General features: G+C 52.2%; 12 protein-coding genes and 2 tRNA genes. 13 read left to right on the top strand and 1 reads right to left on the bottom strand.

Annotation, left to right across the window (positions count from 1 at the left end):
- Nucleotides 1-7: 7 nt before the first annotated feature.
- Together carB and greA are read left to right on the top strand one after the other, a co-directional pair.
- On the top strand, nt 8-3,229 hold the full coding sequence (gene carB / locus L1D47_RS11690; RefSeq protein ID WP_239885017.1) for a carbamoyl-phosphate synthase large subunit: 3,222 nt from the start codon (nt 8-10) through the stop codon (nt 3,227-3,229).
- 295 nt (nt 3,230-3,524) lie between these two features.
- Nucleotides 3,525-4,001, top strand: a complete 477-nt coding sequence (gene greA, locus L1D47_RS11685; protein ID WP_041509096.1) for a transcription elongation factor GreA — start codon at nt 3,525-3,527, stop codon at nt 3,999-4,001.
- A gap of 363 nt (nt 4,002-4,364) precedes the next feature.
- Here the strand turns inward: greA and yhbY are convergent, their stop codons facing one another.
- Nucleotides 4,365-4,664: a ribosome assembly RNA-binding protein YhbY gene (yhbY, locus tag L1D47_RS11680; RefSeq protein ID WP_033537396.1), complete on the bottom strand. Its 300-nt coding sequence runs from the start codon at nt 4,662-4,664 to the stop codon at nt 4,365-4,367.
- Between the two features lie 91 nt (nt 4,665-4,755).
- Between yhbY and rlmE the strand changes: the two genes are divergently transcribed.
- The 11 genes from rlmE to infB all read left to right on the top strand — a co-directional run bounded on the left by rlmE (nt 4,756) and on the right by infB (nt 16,259).
- Entirely contained in the window at nt 4,756-5,385 is a 630-nt protein-coding gene (gene rlmE / locus L1D47_RS11675; protein WP_239885015.1) for a 23S rRNA (uridine(2552)-2'-O)-methyltransferase RlmE, read from the top strand.
- A gap of 45 nt (nt 5,386-5,430) precedes the next feature.
- On the top strand, nt 5,431-7,395 hold the full coding sequence (gene ftsH, locus L1D47_RS11670) for an ATP-dependent zinc metalloprotease FtsH (protein ID WP_152619093.1): 1,965 nt from the start codon (nt 5,431-5,433) through the stop codon (nt 7,393-7,395).
- A 156-nt stretch (nt 7,396-7,551) separates the two neighbouring features.
- Nucleotides 7,552-8,337 carry a dihydropteroate synthase gene (gene folP / locus L1D47_RS11665; RefSeq protein WP_239885036.1) on the top strand — a complete coding sequence of 262 codons (786 nt, stop codon included), beginning with the start codon at nt 7,552-7,554 and terminating at the stop codon, nt 8,335-8,337.
- 77 nt (nt 8,338-8,414) lie between these two features.
- Nucleotides 8,415-9,746 carry a phosphoglucosamine mutase gene (gene glmM / locus L1D47_RS11660; protein WP_345778766.1) on the top strand — a complete coding sequence of 444 codons (1,332 nt, stop codon included), beginning with the start codon at nt 8,415-8,417 and terminating at the stop codon, nt 9,744-9,746.
- Nucleotides 9,747-9,914: 168 nt separating this feature from the next.
- Nucleotides 9,915-10,697 carry a triose-phosphate isomerase gene (gene tpiA, locus L1D47_RS11655; protein WP_011866628.1) on the top strand — a complete coding sequence of 261 codons (783 nt, stop codon included), beginning with the start codon at nt 9,915-9,917 and terminating at the stop codon, nt 10,695-10,697.
- 1 nt (nt 10,698) lies between these two features.
- On the top strand, nt 10,699-11,043 hold the full coding sequence (gene secG, locus L1D47_RS11650) for a preprotein translocase subunit SecG (RefSeq protein WP_041509101.1): 345 nt from the start codon (nt 10,699-10,701) through the stop codon (nt 11,041-11,043).
- 123 nt (nt 11,044-11,166) lie between these two features.
- A tRNA-Leu gene (locus tag L1D47_RS11645) sits at nt 11,167-11,252 on the top strand.
- A 103-nt stretch (nt 11,253-11,355) separates the two neighbouring features.
- Nucleotides 11,356-11,432 (top strand) — tRNA-Met (locus L1D47_RS11640).
- A gap of 160 nt (nt 11,433-11,592) precedes the next feature.
- Nucleotides 11,593-12,048 (top strand): ribosome maturation factor RimP, encoded by a 456-nt coding sequence (gene rimP, locus L1D47_RS11635; protein WP_041407366.1) that lies wholly within the window; start codon nt 11,593-11,595, stop codon nt 12,046-12,048.
- A 27-nt stretch (nt 12,049-12,075) separates the two neighbouring features.
- A complete protein-coding gene (gene nusA / locus L1D47_RS11630) occupies nt 12,076-13,575 on the top strand; it encodes a transcription termination factor NusA (RefSeq protein ID WP_041509102.1) in 1,500 nt (499 codons plus the stop codon).
- A gap of 26 nt (nt 13,576-13,601) precedes the next feature.
- Nucleotides 13,602-16,259, top strand: coding sequence for a translation initiation factor IF-2 (gene infB / locus L1D47_RS11625; protein WP_239885013.1), 2,658 nt, complete (start codon nt 13,602-13,604; stop codon nt 16,257-16,259).
- The last annotated feature ends 71 nt before the right edge of the window (nt 16,260-16,330 follow it).

Below are 16,330 nucleotides of genomic sequence, written 5' to 3'. Positions count from 1 at the left end.
TTCAGCAATGCCAAAACGTACAGACATAAAAAGTATTCTTATCCTGGGTGCTGGCCCGATTGTTATCGGTCAGGCATGTGAGTTCGACTACTCGGGTGCCCAGGCGTGTAAGGCGCTTCGTGAAGAGGGTTACCGGGTTATTCTGGTGAACTCTAACCCAGCGACCATCATGACAGACCCAGAGATGGCCGATGCGACCTACATCGAGCCGATTCATTGGGAAGTGGTGCGCAACATCATCGCTAAGGAACGTCCCGATGCGATTCTGCCGACCATGGGCGGTCAGACGGCATTGAACTGTGCCCTGCGCCTCGAGGCCGAAGGCGTATTGGCCGAGTTTAACGTCGACATGATAGGTGCGACCGCCGATGCCATCGACAAGGCCGAAGACCGCAGTCGTTTCGATGCGGCGATGAAGAAGATTGGCCTTGAGTGTCCACGCGCCGGTATCGCCCGTAGCATGGAAGATGCCTACGAGGTGCTCGAGCAGGTTGGTTTCCCTTGTATTATCCGTCCCTCTTTCACCATGGGTGGCTCGGGCGGCGGTATCGCCTACAACAAGGAGGAGTTCGAGGAGATCTGTTCTCAGGGGCTCGAGCTTTCACCAACCAACGAACTGCTGATCGATGAGTCGCTTATCGGTTGGAAAGAATATGAGATGGAAGTGGTTCGTGACCGCAACGATAACAGTATCATCGTCTGCTCTATCGAAAACTTCGATCCTATGGGCGTGCACACCGGTGACTCTATCACAGTGGCCCCGGCGCAGACCCTGACAGACAAAGAATATCAGCTGATGCGTAACGCCTCTCTGGCGGTACTGCGCGAGATCGGCGTCGAAACTGGTGGTTCAAACGTTCAGTTTGGTATCAACCCGAAAGATGGTCGTATGGTGATCATCGAGATGAACCCACGTGTATCACGTTCATCTGCCCTGGCATCGAAAGCGACAGGTTTCCCTATCGCTAAGATCGCCGCTAAGCTAGCCGTGGGCTTTACCCTGGATGAGCTGAGCAACGACATCACTGGCGGTGCGACACCAGCCTCATTCGAGCCAGCTATCGACTATGTAGTCACTAAGGTACCACGCTTCAACTTCGAGAAGTTTGCCGGTTCAAATGACCGTCTGACCACTCAGATGAAGTCAGTGGGCGAGGTGATGGCTATCGGTCGTACCTTCCAGGAGTCGCTGCAAAAAGCACTGCGTGGCCTCGAAGTAGGCGTTAACGGCCTGGATTCTATCGTCGATGTAGAAGATAACGATGCCCTGTCACGCATTCGCCACGAGCTGAAAGAGCCGGGCGCCGAGCGTATCTGGTATATCGCCGATGCCTTCCGTGCCGGTCTGAGCATGGATGCCATCTTCAAGCTGACCAATATCGACCCTTGGTTCCTGGTTCAGATTGAAGAGCTGCTATCACTTGAAAACCAGGTGAAAGAAGCTGGCATGGCTAGCATGGACAAAGATTTCCTTTACAAGCTTAAGCGTAAAGGCTTCTCCGATGCTCGTCTGGCGGCCCTGATGGGGGTCAGCGAGTCTGAGATGCGTAAGCTGCGTTACCGTCACGAAGTGTACCCAGTGTACAAGCGTGTCGATACCTGCGCCGCCGAGTTCTCGACCGATACCGCCTATATGTACTCTACCTATGAGGAAGAGTGTGAGGCTAACCCATCTAACCGCGACAAGATCATGGTGCTGGGTGGTGGTCCTAACCGTATTGGTCAAGGCATCGAATTCGATTACTGCTGTGTGCACGCGGCGCTTGCCTTGCGTGAAGATGGTTACGAGACCATCATGGTCAACTGTAACCCTGAGACAGTTTCTACTGACTACGACACCTCAGACAGACTCTATTTCGAGTCTGTAACCCTGGAAGATGTGCTGGAGATCGTCCGCATCGAGCAGCCTAAAGGGGTTATCGTGCAGTACGGTGGCCAGACGCCACTGAAACTGGCCCGTGACCTGGAAGCCGCCGGTGTGCCTATTATCGGTACCAGCCCGGATGCAATCGACCGCGCCGAAGACCGTGAGCGTTTCCAGCAGGCGATTCAACGCCTAGAGATGAAGCAGCCAGAAAACGATACCGTCACCACGGTAGAAGGTGCCGTGATCGCCGCCGAGCGTATCGGTTACCCACTGGTGGTGCGTCCATCTTACGTGCTGGGTGGCCGCGCGATGGAGATTGTTTACGACGAACAAGACCTGCGCCGTTACTTCAACGAAGCGGTTAGCGTCTCTAACGCCTCGCCAGTATTGCTGGACCGCTTCCTCGACAACGCCACCGAGGTGGATATCGATGCTGTGTGTGACGGCACAACCGTAGTGGTTGGCGCCATCATGGAGCATATCGAGCAGGCGGGTGTTCACTCGGGTGACTCAGGATGTTCTCTGCCTCCTTACACCTTGAGCCAGGAGATCCAGGATCAGATGCGCGAACAGGTGCGCAAGCTGGCGATGGAACTTGGGGTTGTGGGGCTGATGAACGTGCAGTTCGCTGTGCAGGACAACACCATCTACATGATCGAGGTTAACCCGCGTGCGGCCCGTACCGTACCATTCGTCTCTAAGGCGACGGGTGTACCCCTGGCTAAGATAGCGGCGCGCGTCATGGCTGGTCAGACACTTGAGCAGCAGGGCTTTACCAAAGAGGTGATTCCACCTTTCTATTCTGTGAAGGAAGTGGTACTGCCATTTAACAAGTTCCCGGGTGTTGACCCGTTACTTGGCCCTGAAATGCGCTCGACCGGTGAGGTGATGGGCGTAGGTGCTACCTTCGCTGAGGCTTATGCCAAGGCGGAACTGGGGGCAACCTCTGAGGTGCCTAAGTCTGGCCGCGCGCTACTTTCTGTACGCAACAGTGACAAGAAGCGTGTTGCCGACCTGGCCGCCAAGCTGATTGAGCTAGGCTATGAGATCGATGCGACTCACGGTACGGCTGTGGTGCTTGGTGAAGCCGGAATCAATCCGCGTCTGGTAAACAAGGTACACGAAGGTCGTCCGCACATTCTTGACCGTATCAAGAACGATGAGTACACCTATATCGTGAACACCACCGAGGGCCGTCAGGCGATCGAAGACTCGCGTCAGCTGCGTCGTGGCGCCCTGCGTTACAAGGTGAACTACACCACGACGCTGAATGCCGCCTTTGCGACCTGTATGGCACACTCTGCCGACAGCCGCACCAATGTGACTTCTGTGCAGGAACTGCATCAGCGCATTAAAGGCTAAGGGTTAACCCTTGATAAAAGGCCGCGCAAGCGGCCTTTTTTATGGGCGCTTTAGGGGGTGAGAGAAACAATGAAGCAATCAACAAGCCGGTTATATGGCGCGAGTTTGTTTTGCTTCGGGCGCGCTTAGGAACACACAGTTCTGTGGGCGTACTAACAAACTCTTGGGGATCCGATAGCTTATCCCGTCATCAGGGTATAGAATAGATGGATTCCAAGCGTTCTTTATTCCTAGTCGGTGGCCCAAGTGGTCAGGCTGACTAGGTTGCTTTTGTTTTGAGGAGACGAGTGTTCCTATGAATAAGGTTCCAATGACAGTTGTTGGTGCAAATCAACTGCGTGAAGAGTTAGATTTTTTGAAGTTTGAGAAGCGTCCAAAAATTGCCGAGGCCATTGGTGTAGCGCGTGAGCTGGGCGATCTGAAAGAGAACGCCGAATACCACGCCGCCCGCGAAGAGCAGGGACTGTGCGAGGCTCGTGTACGTGATATCGAAGGTAAGCTGTCTAACGCACAGATCATCGATGTGACTAAGATGGAAAATACGGGCCGAGTGATCTTCGGTACCACAGTTACCATTTTGAACCTGGATACCGAAGAGGAATTTACCTATCGTATCGTGGGTGAAGACGAGGCCGACATCAAGGCTAACCTGCTCTCTGTTTCTTCACCAATTGCTCGCGGTCTGGTGGGGAAATCGGAAGGGGATGAAGTCTCTATTCAGACTCCAGGTGGCTTGACAGATTATGAGATCACTGCGGTCGAATATATCTAACTTGCGCTAGGGCCTGTTGACCTTTTGAGAACAAATTTTGTTCTAATTGAGCTCGTTCAAATCGCGGCATGATGCTTGGAGTATAGTTATTCTATATAAAAGCCGAGTAACAAAGAGTTGAACGTACTCAAGACGAACCCTGCGAGCAGTGTCTGTATCATTTTTCTACTGCGTTATCGCTCATTGATGTAGCACACCACATTACAATCGCTCTGCCTTGTATAAAAGCGATACAGAATGCTGCAAAAATGAACGCGAAAGATAAACAGGCCCTAGGGTCGGTCGACGACCGCTTCATACTCAGTATGAAAGTAGCAACAAAAAAGCCGCTATCGATAGCGGCTTTTTTGTTGAGTCCAGGAGCTATTTGGCTCTTGGTACGGCAATCTTCATCTCTGGAGATTGACGGAATAGGACCAATACGTGACCGATAAGCTGAACCTTTTCAGCTTGAGTTTCGCGTACGATGGCGTCAACGACTGCATTTTTTAGCTCTCTGTCTCCAGAGGCAACTTTCACTTTGATTAATTCATGATGAGAGAGTGCATTATCAATTTCAGCCAGTACACCTTCAGTCAGGCCATTGGCACCAAGCTGCACAACAGGCTTGAGGTTATGTGCTAAGCCTTTTAGATGCTGTTTTTGTTTGGTTGTTAAGTTCATTTCTACCAACTTTATGCTGAGTTACTGTTGAAAAACCGCTATTCTACCCTCATATAGCCTTTGTGTAACTCATATTTGTTGCGGATTTTAAATGTCAGGTAAAAAACGAACGGCCAGTTCCGCCCGATGGATGCAGGAACATTTCGATGATCATTATGTTAAGTTGTCGCAGAAACGGGGATTGCGTTCGCGCGCTGCGTTTAAAATAGAAGAGATACAACAAAAGGATAAGCTGATCCGCCCAGGCATGACTGTGGTGGATCTTGGTGCAGCCCCGGGTGGCTGGTCACAGATCGCCGTTAAGCTGGCGGGAGAGACTGGCAAGGTTATCGCTTGCGATATCCTACCCATGGATCCCATCGTCGGTGTCGATTTTATGCAAGGCGATTTTCGTGAAGAAAAGGTGCTCGATGCCTTACTCGAACGAGTTGGCGATGCTAAAGTCGATGTTGTGTTGTCGGATATGGCACCTAATATGAGTGGCACAGGTGGTGTGGATCAGCCTCGCGCCATGTATTTGGTGGAGCTGGCACTGGATATGTGCCATCAGGTGTTGGCACCAAATGGTAGTTTTGCTGTCAAAGTCTTTCAGGGGGAGGGCTTTGATGAGTATATGAAGGCGGTGAGACAGGCATTTACCACCGTTAAAACACGTAAGCCAGACTCGTCGCGACCGCGTTCGCGTGAAGTCTATCTTGTGGCGACGGGTTACAAGTTGTAGTAACCTAACGTCAGTAACCGCAAGACTGTATGAGGTCTAGTAATTTTGAGTGATATGGCAAAAAATTTAATTCTCTGGGTTGTCATCGCCGTCGTGCTGATGTCAGTGTTTCAGGGCTACTCCCCCTCTTCATCGAACTCCATGAAGATGGATTATTCTACTTTCTTGGACGATGTACGCTCCGGGCAGATTAATACTGTCGAGGTGAAGAGCGACCAGCGCACCATCGAGGGTACCAAAAGAACCGGGGAAAAATTTATCACTATCATGCCTATGTACGATCAGGATCTGATCAACGATCTTGACCGCAAGGGTGTGACCATGAAAGGTCAGGAAGCCGAAGAGTCAGGTTTCCTCACGCAGATCTTCATCTCTTGGTTCCCTATGCTGTTACTCATCGGGGTATGGATCTTCTTCATGCGCCAGATGCAGGGCGGTGGCGGTAAAGGCGCCATGTCTTTCGGTAAGAGTAAAGCCAAGCTGATGAGCGAAGATCAGATCAAGACCACCTTCGGTGACGTTGCCGGTTGCGACGAGGCCAAGGAAGATGTCAAAGAGCTGGTCGATTACCTCAAAGAGCCGACTAAGTTCCAGAAACTGGGTGGTCGTATTCCGACAGGCGTACTGCTTGTTGGCCCTCCAGGTACAGGTAAAACCCTGCTTGCTAAGGCGATTGCCGGTGAAGCTAAGGTACCTTTCTTCACGATTTCTGGTTCTGACTTCGTCGAGATGTTTGTCGGTGTTGGTGCCTCTCGTGTGCGTGACATGTTCGAGCAGGCGAAGAAGTCAGCCCCTTGTATCATCTTTATCGATGAGATCGACGCCGTTGGTCGCCAGCGTGGTGCCGGTGTCGGTGGCGGTCACGACGAGCGTGAACAGACCCTTAACCAGATGCTGGTTGAGATGGATGGCTTCGAGGGTAATGAAGGTATTATCGTTATCGCCGCGACCAACCGTCCTGACGTACTGGATGCCGCCTTGCTGCGTCCGGGTCGTTTCGATCGTCAAGTTGTGGTTGGCCTGCCAGACGTCCGTGGTCGTGAGCAGATCCTTAAGGTGCACATGCGCAAGGTGCCTCTGGCCGATGACGTTAAGGCGAGCGTGATTGCTCGTGGAACGCCTGGCTTCTCGGGTGCCGACCTGGCTAACCTGGTGAACGAGGCGGCACTGTTTGCTGCTCGTGGTAATCGCCGCGTGGTGGGCATGGAAGAGTTTGAGAGTGCCAAAGACAAGATCATGATGGGCGCCGAGCGTCGTACCATGGTGATGTCTGAGGAAGAGAAAGAGATGACCGCCTATCACGAAGCGGGTCACGCCATCGTCGGTTGTCTGGTGCCTGAGCACGACCCTGTGCATAAGGTCACCATCATTCCCCGCGGCCGAGCCTTGGGGGTAACCTTCTTCTTGCCTGAGGCCGATGCCATCAGTCAGAGTCGTCGTAAGCTGGAGAGCCAGATCTCTGTGGCCTACGGTGGACGTATCGCCGAGGAGCTGATCTACGGCAGCGAGCGCGTCTCTACCGGTGCCTCTCAGGATATCAAGTATGCGACTACCATTGCGCGCAACATGGTTACCCAATGGGGCTTCTCGGAAAAACTCGGCCCAGTATTGTATGCCGAAGATGAAGGCGAAGTATTCCTGGGTCGCAGCATGGCTAAGGCGCAGCATATGTCGGATGAGACGGCAGCCATCATCGATGTCGAAGTGAAACAGCTGATCGACAACAACTATGGCCGTGCCCATCAGTTCCTGACCGATAACATGGATATTCTTCATGCGATGAAAGATGCGCTGATGAAATACGAGACTATCGATGCGACTCAGATTGACGATCTGATGGCCCGTCGTGAGGTACGTGCGCCGGCCGATTGGAACATGGATGAAAATGGTTCTAATGGTAACGGCCAGGGCGGTCGTGGCGAGGCGGTGAAATCGCCTGAGCCGAGCGAGACCGAAGCCGAGCCTGCGAGTGAGCCAAAAGAAGGTGATGAATCACCTGTAGTTAAGTAATCATCTTTGCGATAGATTAAGTGCATTGTCTAAGAAAACCCCTTAACGGGGTTTTCTTGTTTACGTCTTTAGCGTGTGATCGAGGAGCCTCTCTTGCAGCAAGGGTTTCAATTTGTCTGTGGCGATAAACGCCTGGACCTTTCTCAGCCCAGAGTGATGGGCATTCTTAACGTGACACCGGACTCCTTCTCCGATGGGGGGAGTTTCGCAAATATTGAGCCTGCCTGTCGCCATGCCGATAGTTTGGTTAGCGAAGGCGCCAGCATTATCGATATCGGTGGCGAGTCGACTCGCCCCGGCGCAGCCGAGGTCAGTGTGCAGCATGAGCTGGACAGGGTGATTCCCCTGGTGGAATATGTCAGTAAGCATCACGATGTGTGGATCTCGGTCGACACCAGCAAGCCTGAGGTGATGAGTGAGGCGGTTGCCGCCGGCGCGCATCTGATCAACGACGTGCGAGCGCTTCAGGAGCCTGGCGCGTTAGCCGTCGCTGCTAAACTGAATGTGCCCGTCTGCCTGATGCATATGCAGGGACAGCCGAGAACCATGCAGGATGCGCCCGAGTATCAAGATATCATATCGGACATCAGCGACTTCTTTGAGAAGCGGATCCAGGCTTGTCTGGCGGCGGGCATCGACAAAGACAACTTGCTGCTTGACCCGGGTTACGGCTTTGGAAAGACACTGTCACACAACTATGAATTATTAAATCGTCAGGCCGAACTCAACGCATTCGGCTTGCCGCTGCTTATCGGGTTGTCGCGTAAGAGTATGATAGGTAACCTGCTTAACGTACCGACCTGCGATCGCCTCGCGGGCAGCCTGAGCGCAGCGCTATTGAGTATTCAGCAGGGCGCACATATTATTCGTGTCCATGACGTAAAACCGACCATGGATATGATCAAGGTCATGCAGGCTTGCGCCAACTATCAGGCATTATAGGCCTAATGCGCCACTTGTAGGCGATTGCAAACGGATCAAATAGGAAAGACCCCTGGATGGGGCTGAGGTAATCACAAGTGAGAAAATTCTTCGGAACCGATGGTATTAGAGGCAAGGTGGGCGCGGGTAAGATGACCCCGGAATTGGCGCTCAAACTAGGCTGGGCGGCTGGGCGTGTATTGTCCCGCGCCGGCACCAAGAAGGTGATCATAGGCAAGGACACGCGGATTTCAGGTTATCTGTTCGAATCGGCGATGGAAGCTGGTCTGTCGGCGGCAGGTTTAAATGTGATGCTGATGGGACCAATGCCGACACCGGCGGTGGCCTACCTGACCCGTACCTTCAGGGCGGAGGCCGGTGTGGTGATTAGCGCCTCTCATAACCCATATTATGATAACGGCATCAAGTTCTTCTCGACCGACGGAAGCAAGCTCGATGACGAGGTTGAACTTGAGATCGAGCGTGAGCTGGAAAAGCCGCTGATGTGCGTCGAGTCTCATCTGCTGGGTAAGGTATCGCGCATCGACGATGCAGCCGGTCGTTATATTGAATACTGTAAGGGCAATTTCCCCGCCGAACACACCCTCAACGGGCTCAAGATAGTGGTGGACTGTGCCCATGGGGCAACCTATCACATCGCCCCGAGCGTGTTTCGCGAGTTAGGCGCCGAGGTGATCACTATCGGCGACAAGCCTGATGGCATCAATATCAACCATGAGGTAGGCGCTACCTCAATGGGTAAGATCCGCGAGACCGTCATTGCCGAGCAGGCAGATCTCGGTATCGCGCTGGATGGCGACGGTGATCGCATCATGATGGTGAATCGTCACGGTAAGGTGATCGACGGTGATGAGATCCTCTATATCCTGGCCTGTGACGCGCAAGATCGCGGCGTATTAAAGGGCGGTGTCGTTGGTACCCTGATGTCTAACTTAGGGTTGGACTTGGCGCTTAAGGCTCGTGATATCCCGTTCGCTCGCTCGAAAGTGGGTGACCGCTATGTGATGGAGCTGTTGAAAGAGAAAGATTGGCGCATCGGCGGCGAGAACTCGGGACATATCCTGAATTTGGATCACGGCACCACGGGCGACGGTATCGTAGCCGGTATTCTGGTGCTGGCGGCCATGTGTCGTAAGCAGGCGACTTTAGAGGAGCTGACCGAAAGCATTAAGATGTTGCCACAGGTGATGGTTAACGTGCGATTCGAAGGCAGCCATAATCCGTTAGAGGCCGACAGCGTGTTAAGCGCCCAGGCGGAAGTGGAAGCCAAGCTTGGCGAACGTGGCCGCGTGTTGCTGCGTAAATCGGGTACCGAGCCGCTGATCCGTGTCATGGTTGAGGGCGATGTGGCCAGCGATGTAAAAGCGCATGCTAACTATATTGCCGATGCCATCAAGGCGCTGGTTTAAGGCCGCTGAACAGGATTTAGCCGTGCCAGGTTAAATCCTGTGCTATTTATCCCGCGCGAGGATAAAAAGTAATCGCTTCGACACTTTATCGCAAAAATTCGAGATTTAGGTATTGTAACTTAACAAGTGGTTCGCTATTATTCAGCCCGCTTTCAGAAGGAGACAGTGATGGCACTAAGACGCCCAATGGTCGCTGGTAACTGGAAAATGAACGGTACTGCGCAGTTAGCGCAAGAGTTGTTTACCAAGTTTGCTACCAAGCTTCAAAATGATTCTGCGGAAGTGGTCTTGTGTCCACCGAGTATTTTTCTTGAAAGTGTTCGTCAGCAGCTCGATGCTAACAAAGAAGCCCTGAATGGCTGCTTGGTTAGAATGGGTGCCCAAAACCTAAGTCAACACGACTTCGGCGCCTATACCGGCGAAGTATCTGGGCAGATGCTGAAAGATTCTGGATGTCGCTATGTCATTATTGGTCACTCCGAACGCCGTAGAATGTATGGCGAGACCAGCGACATCGTGGCGGAAAAATTTGCCGCCGCACAGAAGCATGGTTTGACCCCTATCTTATGTGTAGGTGAATCGGGTCCCGCTCGTGAAGCAAGACGCACCTTCGAGGTGATTGCCGAAGAGTTGGATGTGGTCATCGAGAAGAATGGCACCATGGCTTTTGATAATGCGATTATCGCCTATGAGCCACTTTGGGCTGTAGGGACAGGTAAGAGCGCTACGCCAGAGCAGGCGCAGGAAGTACATGCGTTTATTCGCAAGCGTCTCTCTGAAGTGTCTCCGTATATCGGAGAGAATATCAGGATTTTGTACGGTGGTAGCGTAACGCCGAGTAATGCAGCAGATCTATTTGCTCAGCCTGATGTAGATGGTGGACTGATAGGCGGTGCTAGCTTAAACTCTACCGAGTTTTTAAGTTTATGTTCGATAGCGATGAGCGCATAATATGTACGAAGTTCTAATGGTTATTTACTTGTTGGTTGCATTGGGTCTGATTGGCTTAATCCTTATCCAGCAAGGTAAGGGAGCTGACATGGGGGCCTCTTTCGGCGCCGGTGCATCAGCAACTCTGTTCGGTTCTTCTGGTTCGGGTAACTTTCTGACTCGTTCCACTGCGATACTGGCGATTGCCTTCTTTGCCCTGAGTCTGACGATTGGCAACTTGAGCGCAAACCATGCCAAGAGCGAAGAATCTTGGAAAGATTTAGGTGCCGATGCCGCCGCAGTAACTGAACAAGTCACTGACGCTGCAAAGGACGCACAAAAGTCAGAAGATAAGATCCCTGACTAATCGCTCGAAAGAGCAAGGCGCAGTTTAAATTTGACCCTGGTTTGATTTAAACGGCGTGACTGGAAAAGATGAGTCTCCTCAATACTCATAAAAAGTCTTAGCCAGTCGAAGTAACGATCACATGCGGATGTGGTGGAATTGGTAGACACGCCATCTTGAGGGGGTGGTGAGCCTAGCTCGTGAGGGTTCAAGTCCCTCCATCCGCACCAAATTTAGATTGAGCCTAGCTTAATCTGAATCGATAAAGTGGCAGAGGCTTCTGCCTTTATCATTGCAAATGTTGTTCTCAATCAATATAATTGCAGCAGTTGACGCGGGGTGGAGCAGTTTGGTAGCTCGTCGGGCTCATAACCCGAAGGTCGTCGGTTCAAATCCGGCCCCCGCAACCAGCTTCCCAGTGATGAAGCAAGGCTTCATTTCTGTTACAGGTTCTGAATGATATGACCTCGTGATTACGGGGTTTTTTGTTATCTGGACTTTTGAAATATCGTCATTTGATGATGTCGTACTGGGGCTTTATGCCCTTTTTTGTTTTTCGGGGGGGTAACCTTGGCAACTCTAGAAAGTAAGCTGGAACAGATGCTTATCGCACCAGTTGAAGCATTGGGCCATAGTCTGTGGGGATTGGAATATGTACAGGCAGGCAAGCATTCAGTGCTGCGTGTATATATAGATAATGAAAACGGCATTTTTATCGATGATTGTGCCGATGTCAGTCGCCAGATCAGTGCCGTGCTCGATGTCGAGGACCCGATTTCGACCGAATATACGCTAGAAGTTTCCTCACCGGGTGTCGATAGACCATTATTTACTGCTGAGCAGTATGCACGATACCTAGGTGAAACCGTAAAGGTACAACTGACTATGCCTGTCGCTGGTAGTCGTAATTTAAAAGGGACCGTCGCGGGCGTTGAGGGGCAGATGCTGACCCTTACCGTAGATGGCAACGAACTGATTATTGCCTTGGATAATATCCGCAAGGGCAACTTAATCGCTAAGTTTTGATGGATTCGAGCTGAACGAGGCAAGAGAATGAACAAAGAGATTCTGCTAGTCGCTGAGGCGGTTTCAAATGAGAAGGCCGTGCCACGCGAAAAGATTTTTGAAGCGTTGGAAATAGCGTTAGCGACGGCTACCAAGAAAAAATATGAAGGCGATATCGAAGTTCGTGTCGCTATCGACCGTAAGACAGGCGAATACGAAACCTTCCGTCGTTGGATGGTGGTTGAGGATGACGGTCAGGCGCTGGAAAATCCTTTCCGCGAGATCACCCTGGAAGCGGCTCGTTACGAAAACCCAGAGATTCAAGTTGGCGAGTATATCGAAGATGAGATCGAGTCTGTCGTCTTCGACCGTATTACCACTCAGACCGCTAAGCAGGTAATCGTACAAAAAGTACGTGAAGCCGAGCGCGCTCAGATTGTCGACCAGTTCCTGGAGAAGGAAGGCGAGCTGATCACGGGTGTGGTGAAGAAGAGCAACCGCGAGAGCGTAGTTGTCGACTTGGGTAACAATGCCGACGCCGTGCTGTTCAAAGAAGATCTTATCTCACGTGAAAGCTTCCGTCCTGGTGACCGTGTTCGTGCGCTGCTATACGCCGTGCGTCCAGAGGCCCGCGGTGCGCAGCTGTTCCTGACCCGTACTAAGCCAGACATGCTGATCGAGCTGTTCCGTGTGGAAGTACCGGAAATTGCCGACGAGATGATTGAGATCATGGGCGCGGCACGTGACCCAGGTTCTCGCGCTAAGATTGCGGTCAAGTCAAATGACCGTCGCATCGATCCTATCGGTGCTTGTGTGGGCATGCGCGGCGCGCGTGTTCAGGCCGTGTCTAATGAGTTAGGCGGTGAGCGTGTTGATATCGTGCTTTGGGATGATAACCCGGCGCAATTTGTGATCAACGCCATGGCGCCGGCCGATGTGGCTTCTATCATAGTCGACGAAGATAACCATTCTATGGATATCGCCGTTGAAGCCGACTCATTGGCGCAAGCTATTGGCCGTAACGGTCAAAACGTACGTTTGGCGACTCAGTTATCGGGCTGGGAACTAAACGTGATGACAGTGGAAGATATGCAGGCTAAGCATCAGGCGGAAAGCGCCAAGATCGTTAACCTGTTTGTGACGTCACTGGATGTCGATGAAGAGTTTGCTCAGGTTCTGGCAGATGAAGGTTTTACCTCACTTGAAGAAGTTGCCTATGTGCCTGAGTCAGAACTACTAGAAATCGACGGCTTCGACGAGGAGATCGTTGAGGCACTCAGAGAACGCGCCAAGGCGGCGATCTCTACACGGGCTTTGGCATCCGAGGAAGCACTTGACGGTGCTGAGCCAAGCGAAGATTTACTTGCCCTAGAAGGTTTAGAGCGTCACTTGGCGTATGTGTTGGCAAGTAAAGGCGTGATTACGCTTGAAGATTTAGCCGAACAAGGCATTGATGATTTGATCGAGATTGAAGAATTAACAGAAGAAAAAGCTGGTGAGCTCATCATGGCGGCCCGCAACATCTGTTGGTTTGGCGAAGAAGCTTAAGTCGATCAACAGAGGGGAGTTTACAGATGGCAGATACCACAGTAGCAAAACTGGCCGAGGAAGTAGGGAAGAGTGCTGATCGATTAGTTGAGCAGTTTTCTGAGGCCGGCATTAAGAAGAGTAAAACCGACACTGTTTCAGAAGAAGAAAAGCAGAAATTGCTTGAGTTTTTGAAGAAGCAACACGGCGGCGATGCCGCGCCAACCAAGATGACACTGCAACGCAAGTCTATCTCGACGCTGAGTGTGTCGGGAAGCGGCGGACAGTCGAAAGACATCAAGGTTGAAGTACGTAAGAAGCGTACTTTCGTTAAGCGTGACCCAGCGGCAGAAGCCGAGGCGGAAGCTAAGGCCAAGGCAGAAGCCGAAGCTAAAGCAGCGGCAGAAGCAGAAGCCAAGGCTAAGGCTAAGGCCGAAGCAGAAGCTAAGGCAAAGGCCGAGGCAGAAGCCAAGGCGAAGGCGAAAGCCGATGCAGAAGCTAAGGCCAAGAAGGCTGCTGAGAGCAAGCCTGCTGTTGAAGAGACAGCCGAAGAAAAAGCGGCTCGTGCCGAAGAGGCCCGTCTGTTGGCGGCTAAAGAGGCTGCTGCTAAGGCTAAGGCCGACGAAGAAGCTAAGGCTGCGGCCGAAGAAGCACGTCGTCTTGCCGAAGAGAACGAGAAGCGTTGGGCGGAAGAAGAGCGTCTGCGTAAAGAATCTGAAAACAGTGCCGATCACCATGTGACCACATCGAGTGAAGCGCGCGCCGCAGAAGATACGGCCGACAGAGACGCCGAGCGTCGCGGTCGTCGTGCGCGTAAGCCTGCCGGTGGCAAGAAAGAAGCTGCGAATAAGAAGCGCGGCGGAAGAGATGCCCGCGGCGGTCGTAACAACCGCAATCAGCGCAACGCGCCAGAGGCTATGGACCATGGCTTCAACAAGCCCGCAGCGGCCGTTACCCGTGACGTGACCATTGGCGAAACCGTAACGGTTGCCGAGCTGGCACAGAAGATGGCGGTTAAGGCGACCGAGATCATCAAGCAGATGATGAAGATGGGCTCTATGGTTACCATCAACCAGGTACTTGATCAGGAAACTGCTCAGCTGGTTGCCGAGGAGATGGGCCACAAGGTGGTACTGACTCGCGAAAACGAGCTAGAGCATCAAGTGCTTGCAGACCGTGACGGTAACGTTAAGGTTGAGCCACGTGCGCCGGTTGTGACCATCATGGGTCACGTTGACCATGGTAAGACATCGCTACTTGACTATATTCGTCGCGCTAAAGTGGCTTCTGGCGAAGCGGGTGGTATTACCCAGCATATCGGTGCATACCATGTCGAAATCGGCAATGGCATGATCACCTTCTTAGATACCCCCGGTCACGCCGCGTTTACCGCTATGCGTGCTCGTGGTGCTAAGGCGACCGATATCGTTGTGCTAGTGGTTGCGGCCGATGACGGCGTGATGCCACAGACCATTGAGGCTATCCAGCACGCGAAGGCGGGTGGTGTACCGCTTATCGTTGCGGTGAACAAGATAGATAAGCCTGAGGCCGATCCTGATCGCGTTAAATCTGAGCTTTCTCAGCACGGCGTGATGTCAGAAGATTGGGGCGGCAGCAACATGTTCGTCCACGTATCGGCCAAGTCTGGTGAAGGTATCGACGAGCTGCTGGAAGGCATCTTGCTTGAGGCCGAGGTACTGGAACTTAAGGCGGTACGCGAAGGTATGGCGGCCGGTGTCGTTGTCGAGTCTAAGCTAGATAAGGGCCGTGGTCCTGTTGCGACCGTTCTGGTACAAGAAGGTACCCTGAAGCAGGGTGATATCGTTCTGTGTGGTCTAGAGTACGGTAAAGTCCGTGCGATGAAGGATGAGAATGGTAAGTCGATCACCGAAGCCGGTCCATCGATTCCAGTTGAGATCTTAGGTCTTTCTGGTGTGCCATCTGCCGGTGACGAAGCGACAGTTGTTCGTGACGAGCGTAAGGCGCGCGAAGTGGCACTCTACCGTCAAGGTAAGTTCCGTGATGTTAAGCTGGCACGTCAGCAGAAGTCTAAGCTTGAGAACATGTTTGCTAACATGACCGAAGGCGAAGTCCAAGAGCTGAACATCGTACTGAAGGCAGACGTACAAGGCTCGCTGGAAGCGATCTCTGACTCGCTCAACAAGCTGTCTACCGACGAAGTTAAGGTGAACATCATCGCTAGCGGTGTAGGTGGATTAACCGAGACCGATGCGACCCTGGCGGCTGCGTCAAACGCTATCATGGTTGGTTTCAATGTTCGTGCCGATGCTCAGGCCCGTAAGACGATTGAAAGCGAAAGCGTTGACCTGCGCTACTACAGCGTTATCTATCATCTGATCGATGAAGTTAAGGCTGCTATGGGCGGCATGTTGGCACCAGAATTCAAGCAAGAGATCATCGGTCTTGCCGAGGTGCGTGACGTGTTCAAGTCACCTAAGATTGGTGCTATCGCTGGTTGTATGGTTACCGAGGGCACCATCAAGCGTAGCGCGCCTATCCGCGTACTGCGTGACAACGTGGTGATCTTCGAAGGTGAGCTGGAATCTCTGCGCCGCTTTAAGGATGACGTTAACGAAGTCCGTAACGGTATGGAGTGTGGTATCGGCGTGAAGAACTATAATGACGTCAAAGTTGGCGATCAGATTGAGGTCTTCGAAACGGTCGAAATCGCTCGAACCTTATAATACCAATCACAGTAAGTTAGTGATTAGGAGTAGCGTAAGAAAAACGTTTGAGAACAAGGCAGGATTTTTCG

The organism is Shewanella sp. Isolate7 (genome assembly GCF_022398425.1).
GTDB lineage: Bacteria > Pseudomonadota > Gammaproteobacteria > Enterobacterales > Shewanellaceae > Shewanella.
This window is presented reverse-complemented; position numbering and strand designations above follow the sequence as displayed.

Coding starts and splice junctions, on each gene's coding strand:
- nusA (WP_041509102.1), top strand. CDS start 12,076: ATGAACAAAGAGATTCTGCTAGTCGCTGAGGCGGTTTCAAATGAGAAG.
- yhbY (WP_033537396.1), bottom strand. CDS start 4,664: ATGAACTTAACAACCAAACAAAAACAGCATCTAAAAGGCTTAGCACAT.
- rlmE (WP_239885015.1), top strand. CDS start 4,756: ATGTCAGGTAAAAAACGAACGGCCAGTTCCGCCCGATGGATGCAGGAA.
- secG (WP_041509101.1), top strand. CDS start 10,699: ATGTACGAAGTTCTAATGGTTATTTACTTGTTGGTTGCATTGGGTCTG.
- infB (WP_239885013.1), top strand. CDS start 13,602: ATGGCAGATACCACAGTAGCAAAACTGGCCGAGGAAGTAGGGAAGAGT.
- tpiA (WP_011866628.1), top strand. CDS start 9,915: ATGGCACTAAGACGCCCAATGGTCGCTGGTAACTGGAAAATGAACGGT.
- carB (WP_239885017.1), top strand. CDS start 8: ATGCCAAAACGTACAGACATAAAAAGTATTCTTATCCTGGGTGCTGGC.
- folP (WP_239885036.1), top strand. CDS start 7,552: ATGGGCATTCTTAACGTGACACCGGACTCCTTCTCCGATGGGGGGAGT.
- greA (WP_041509096.1), top strand. CDS start 3,525: ATGAATAAGGTTCCAATGACAGTTGTTGGTGCAAATCAACTGCGTGAA.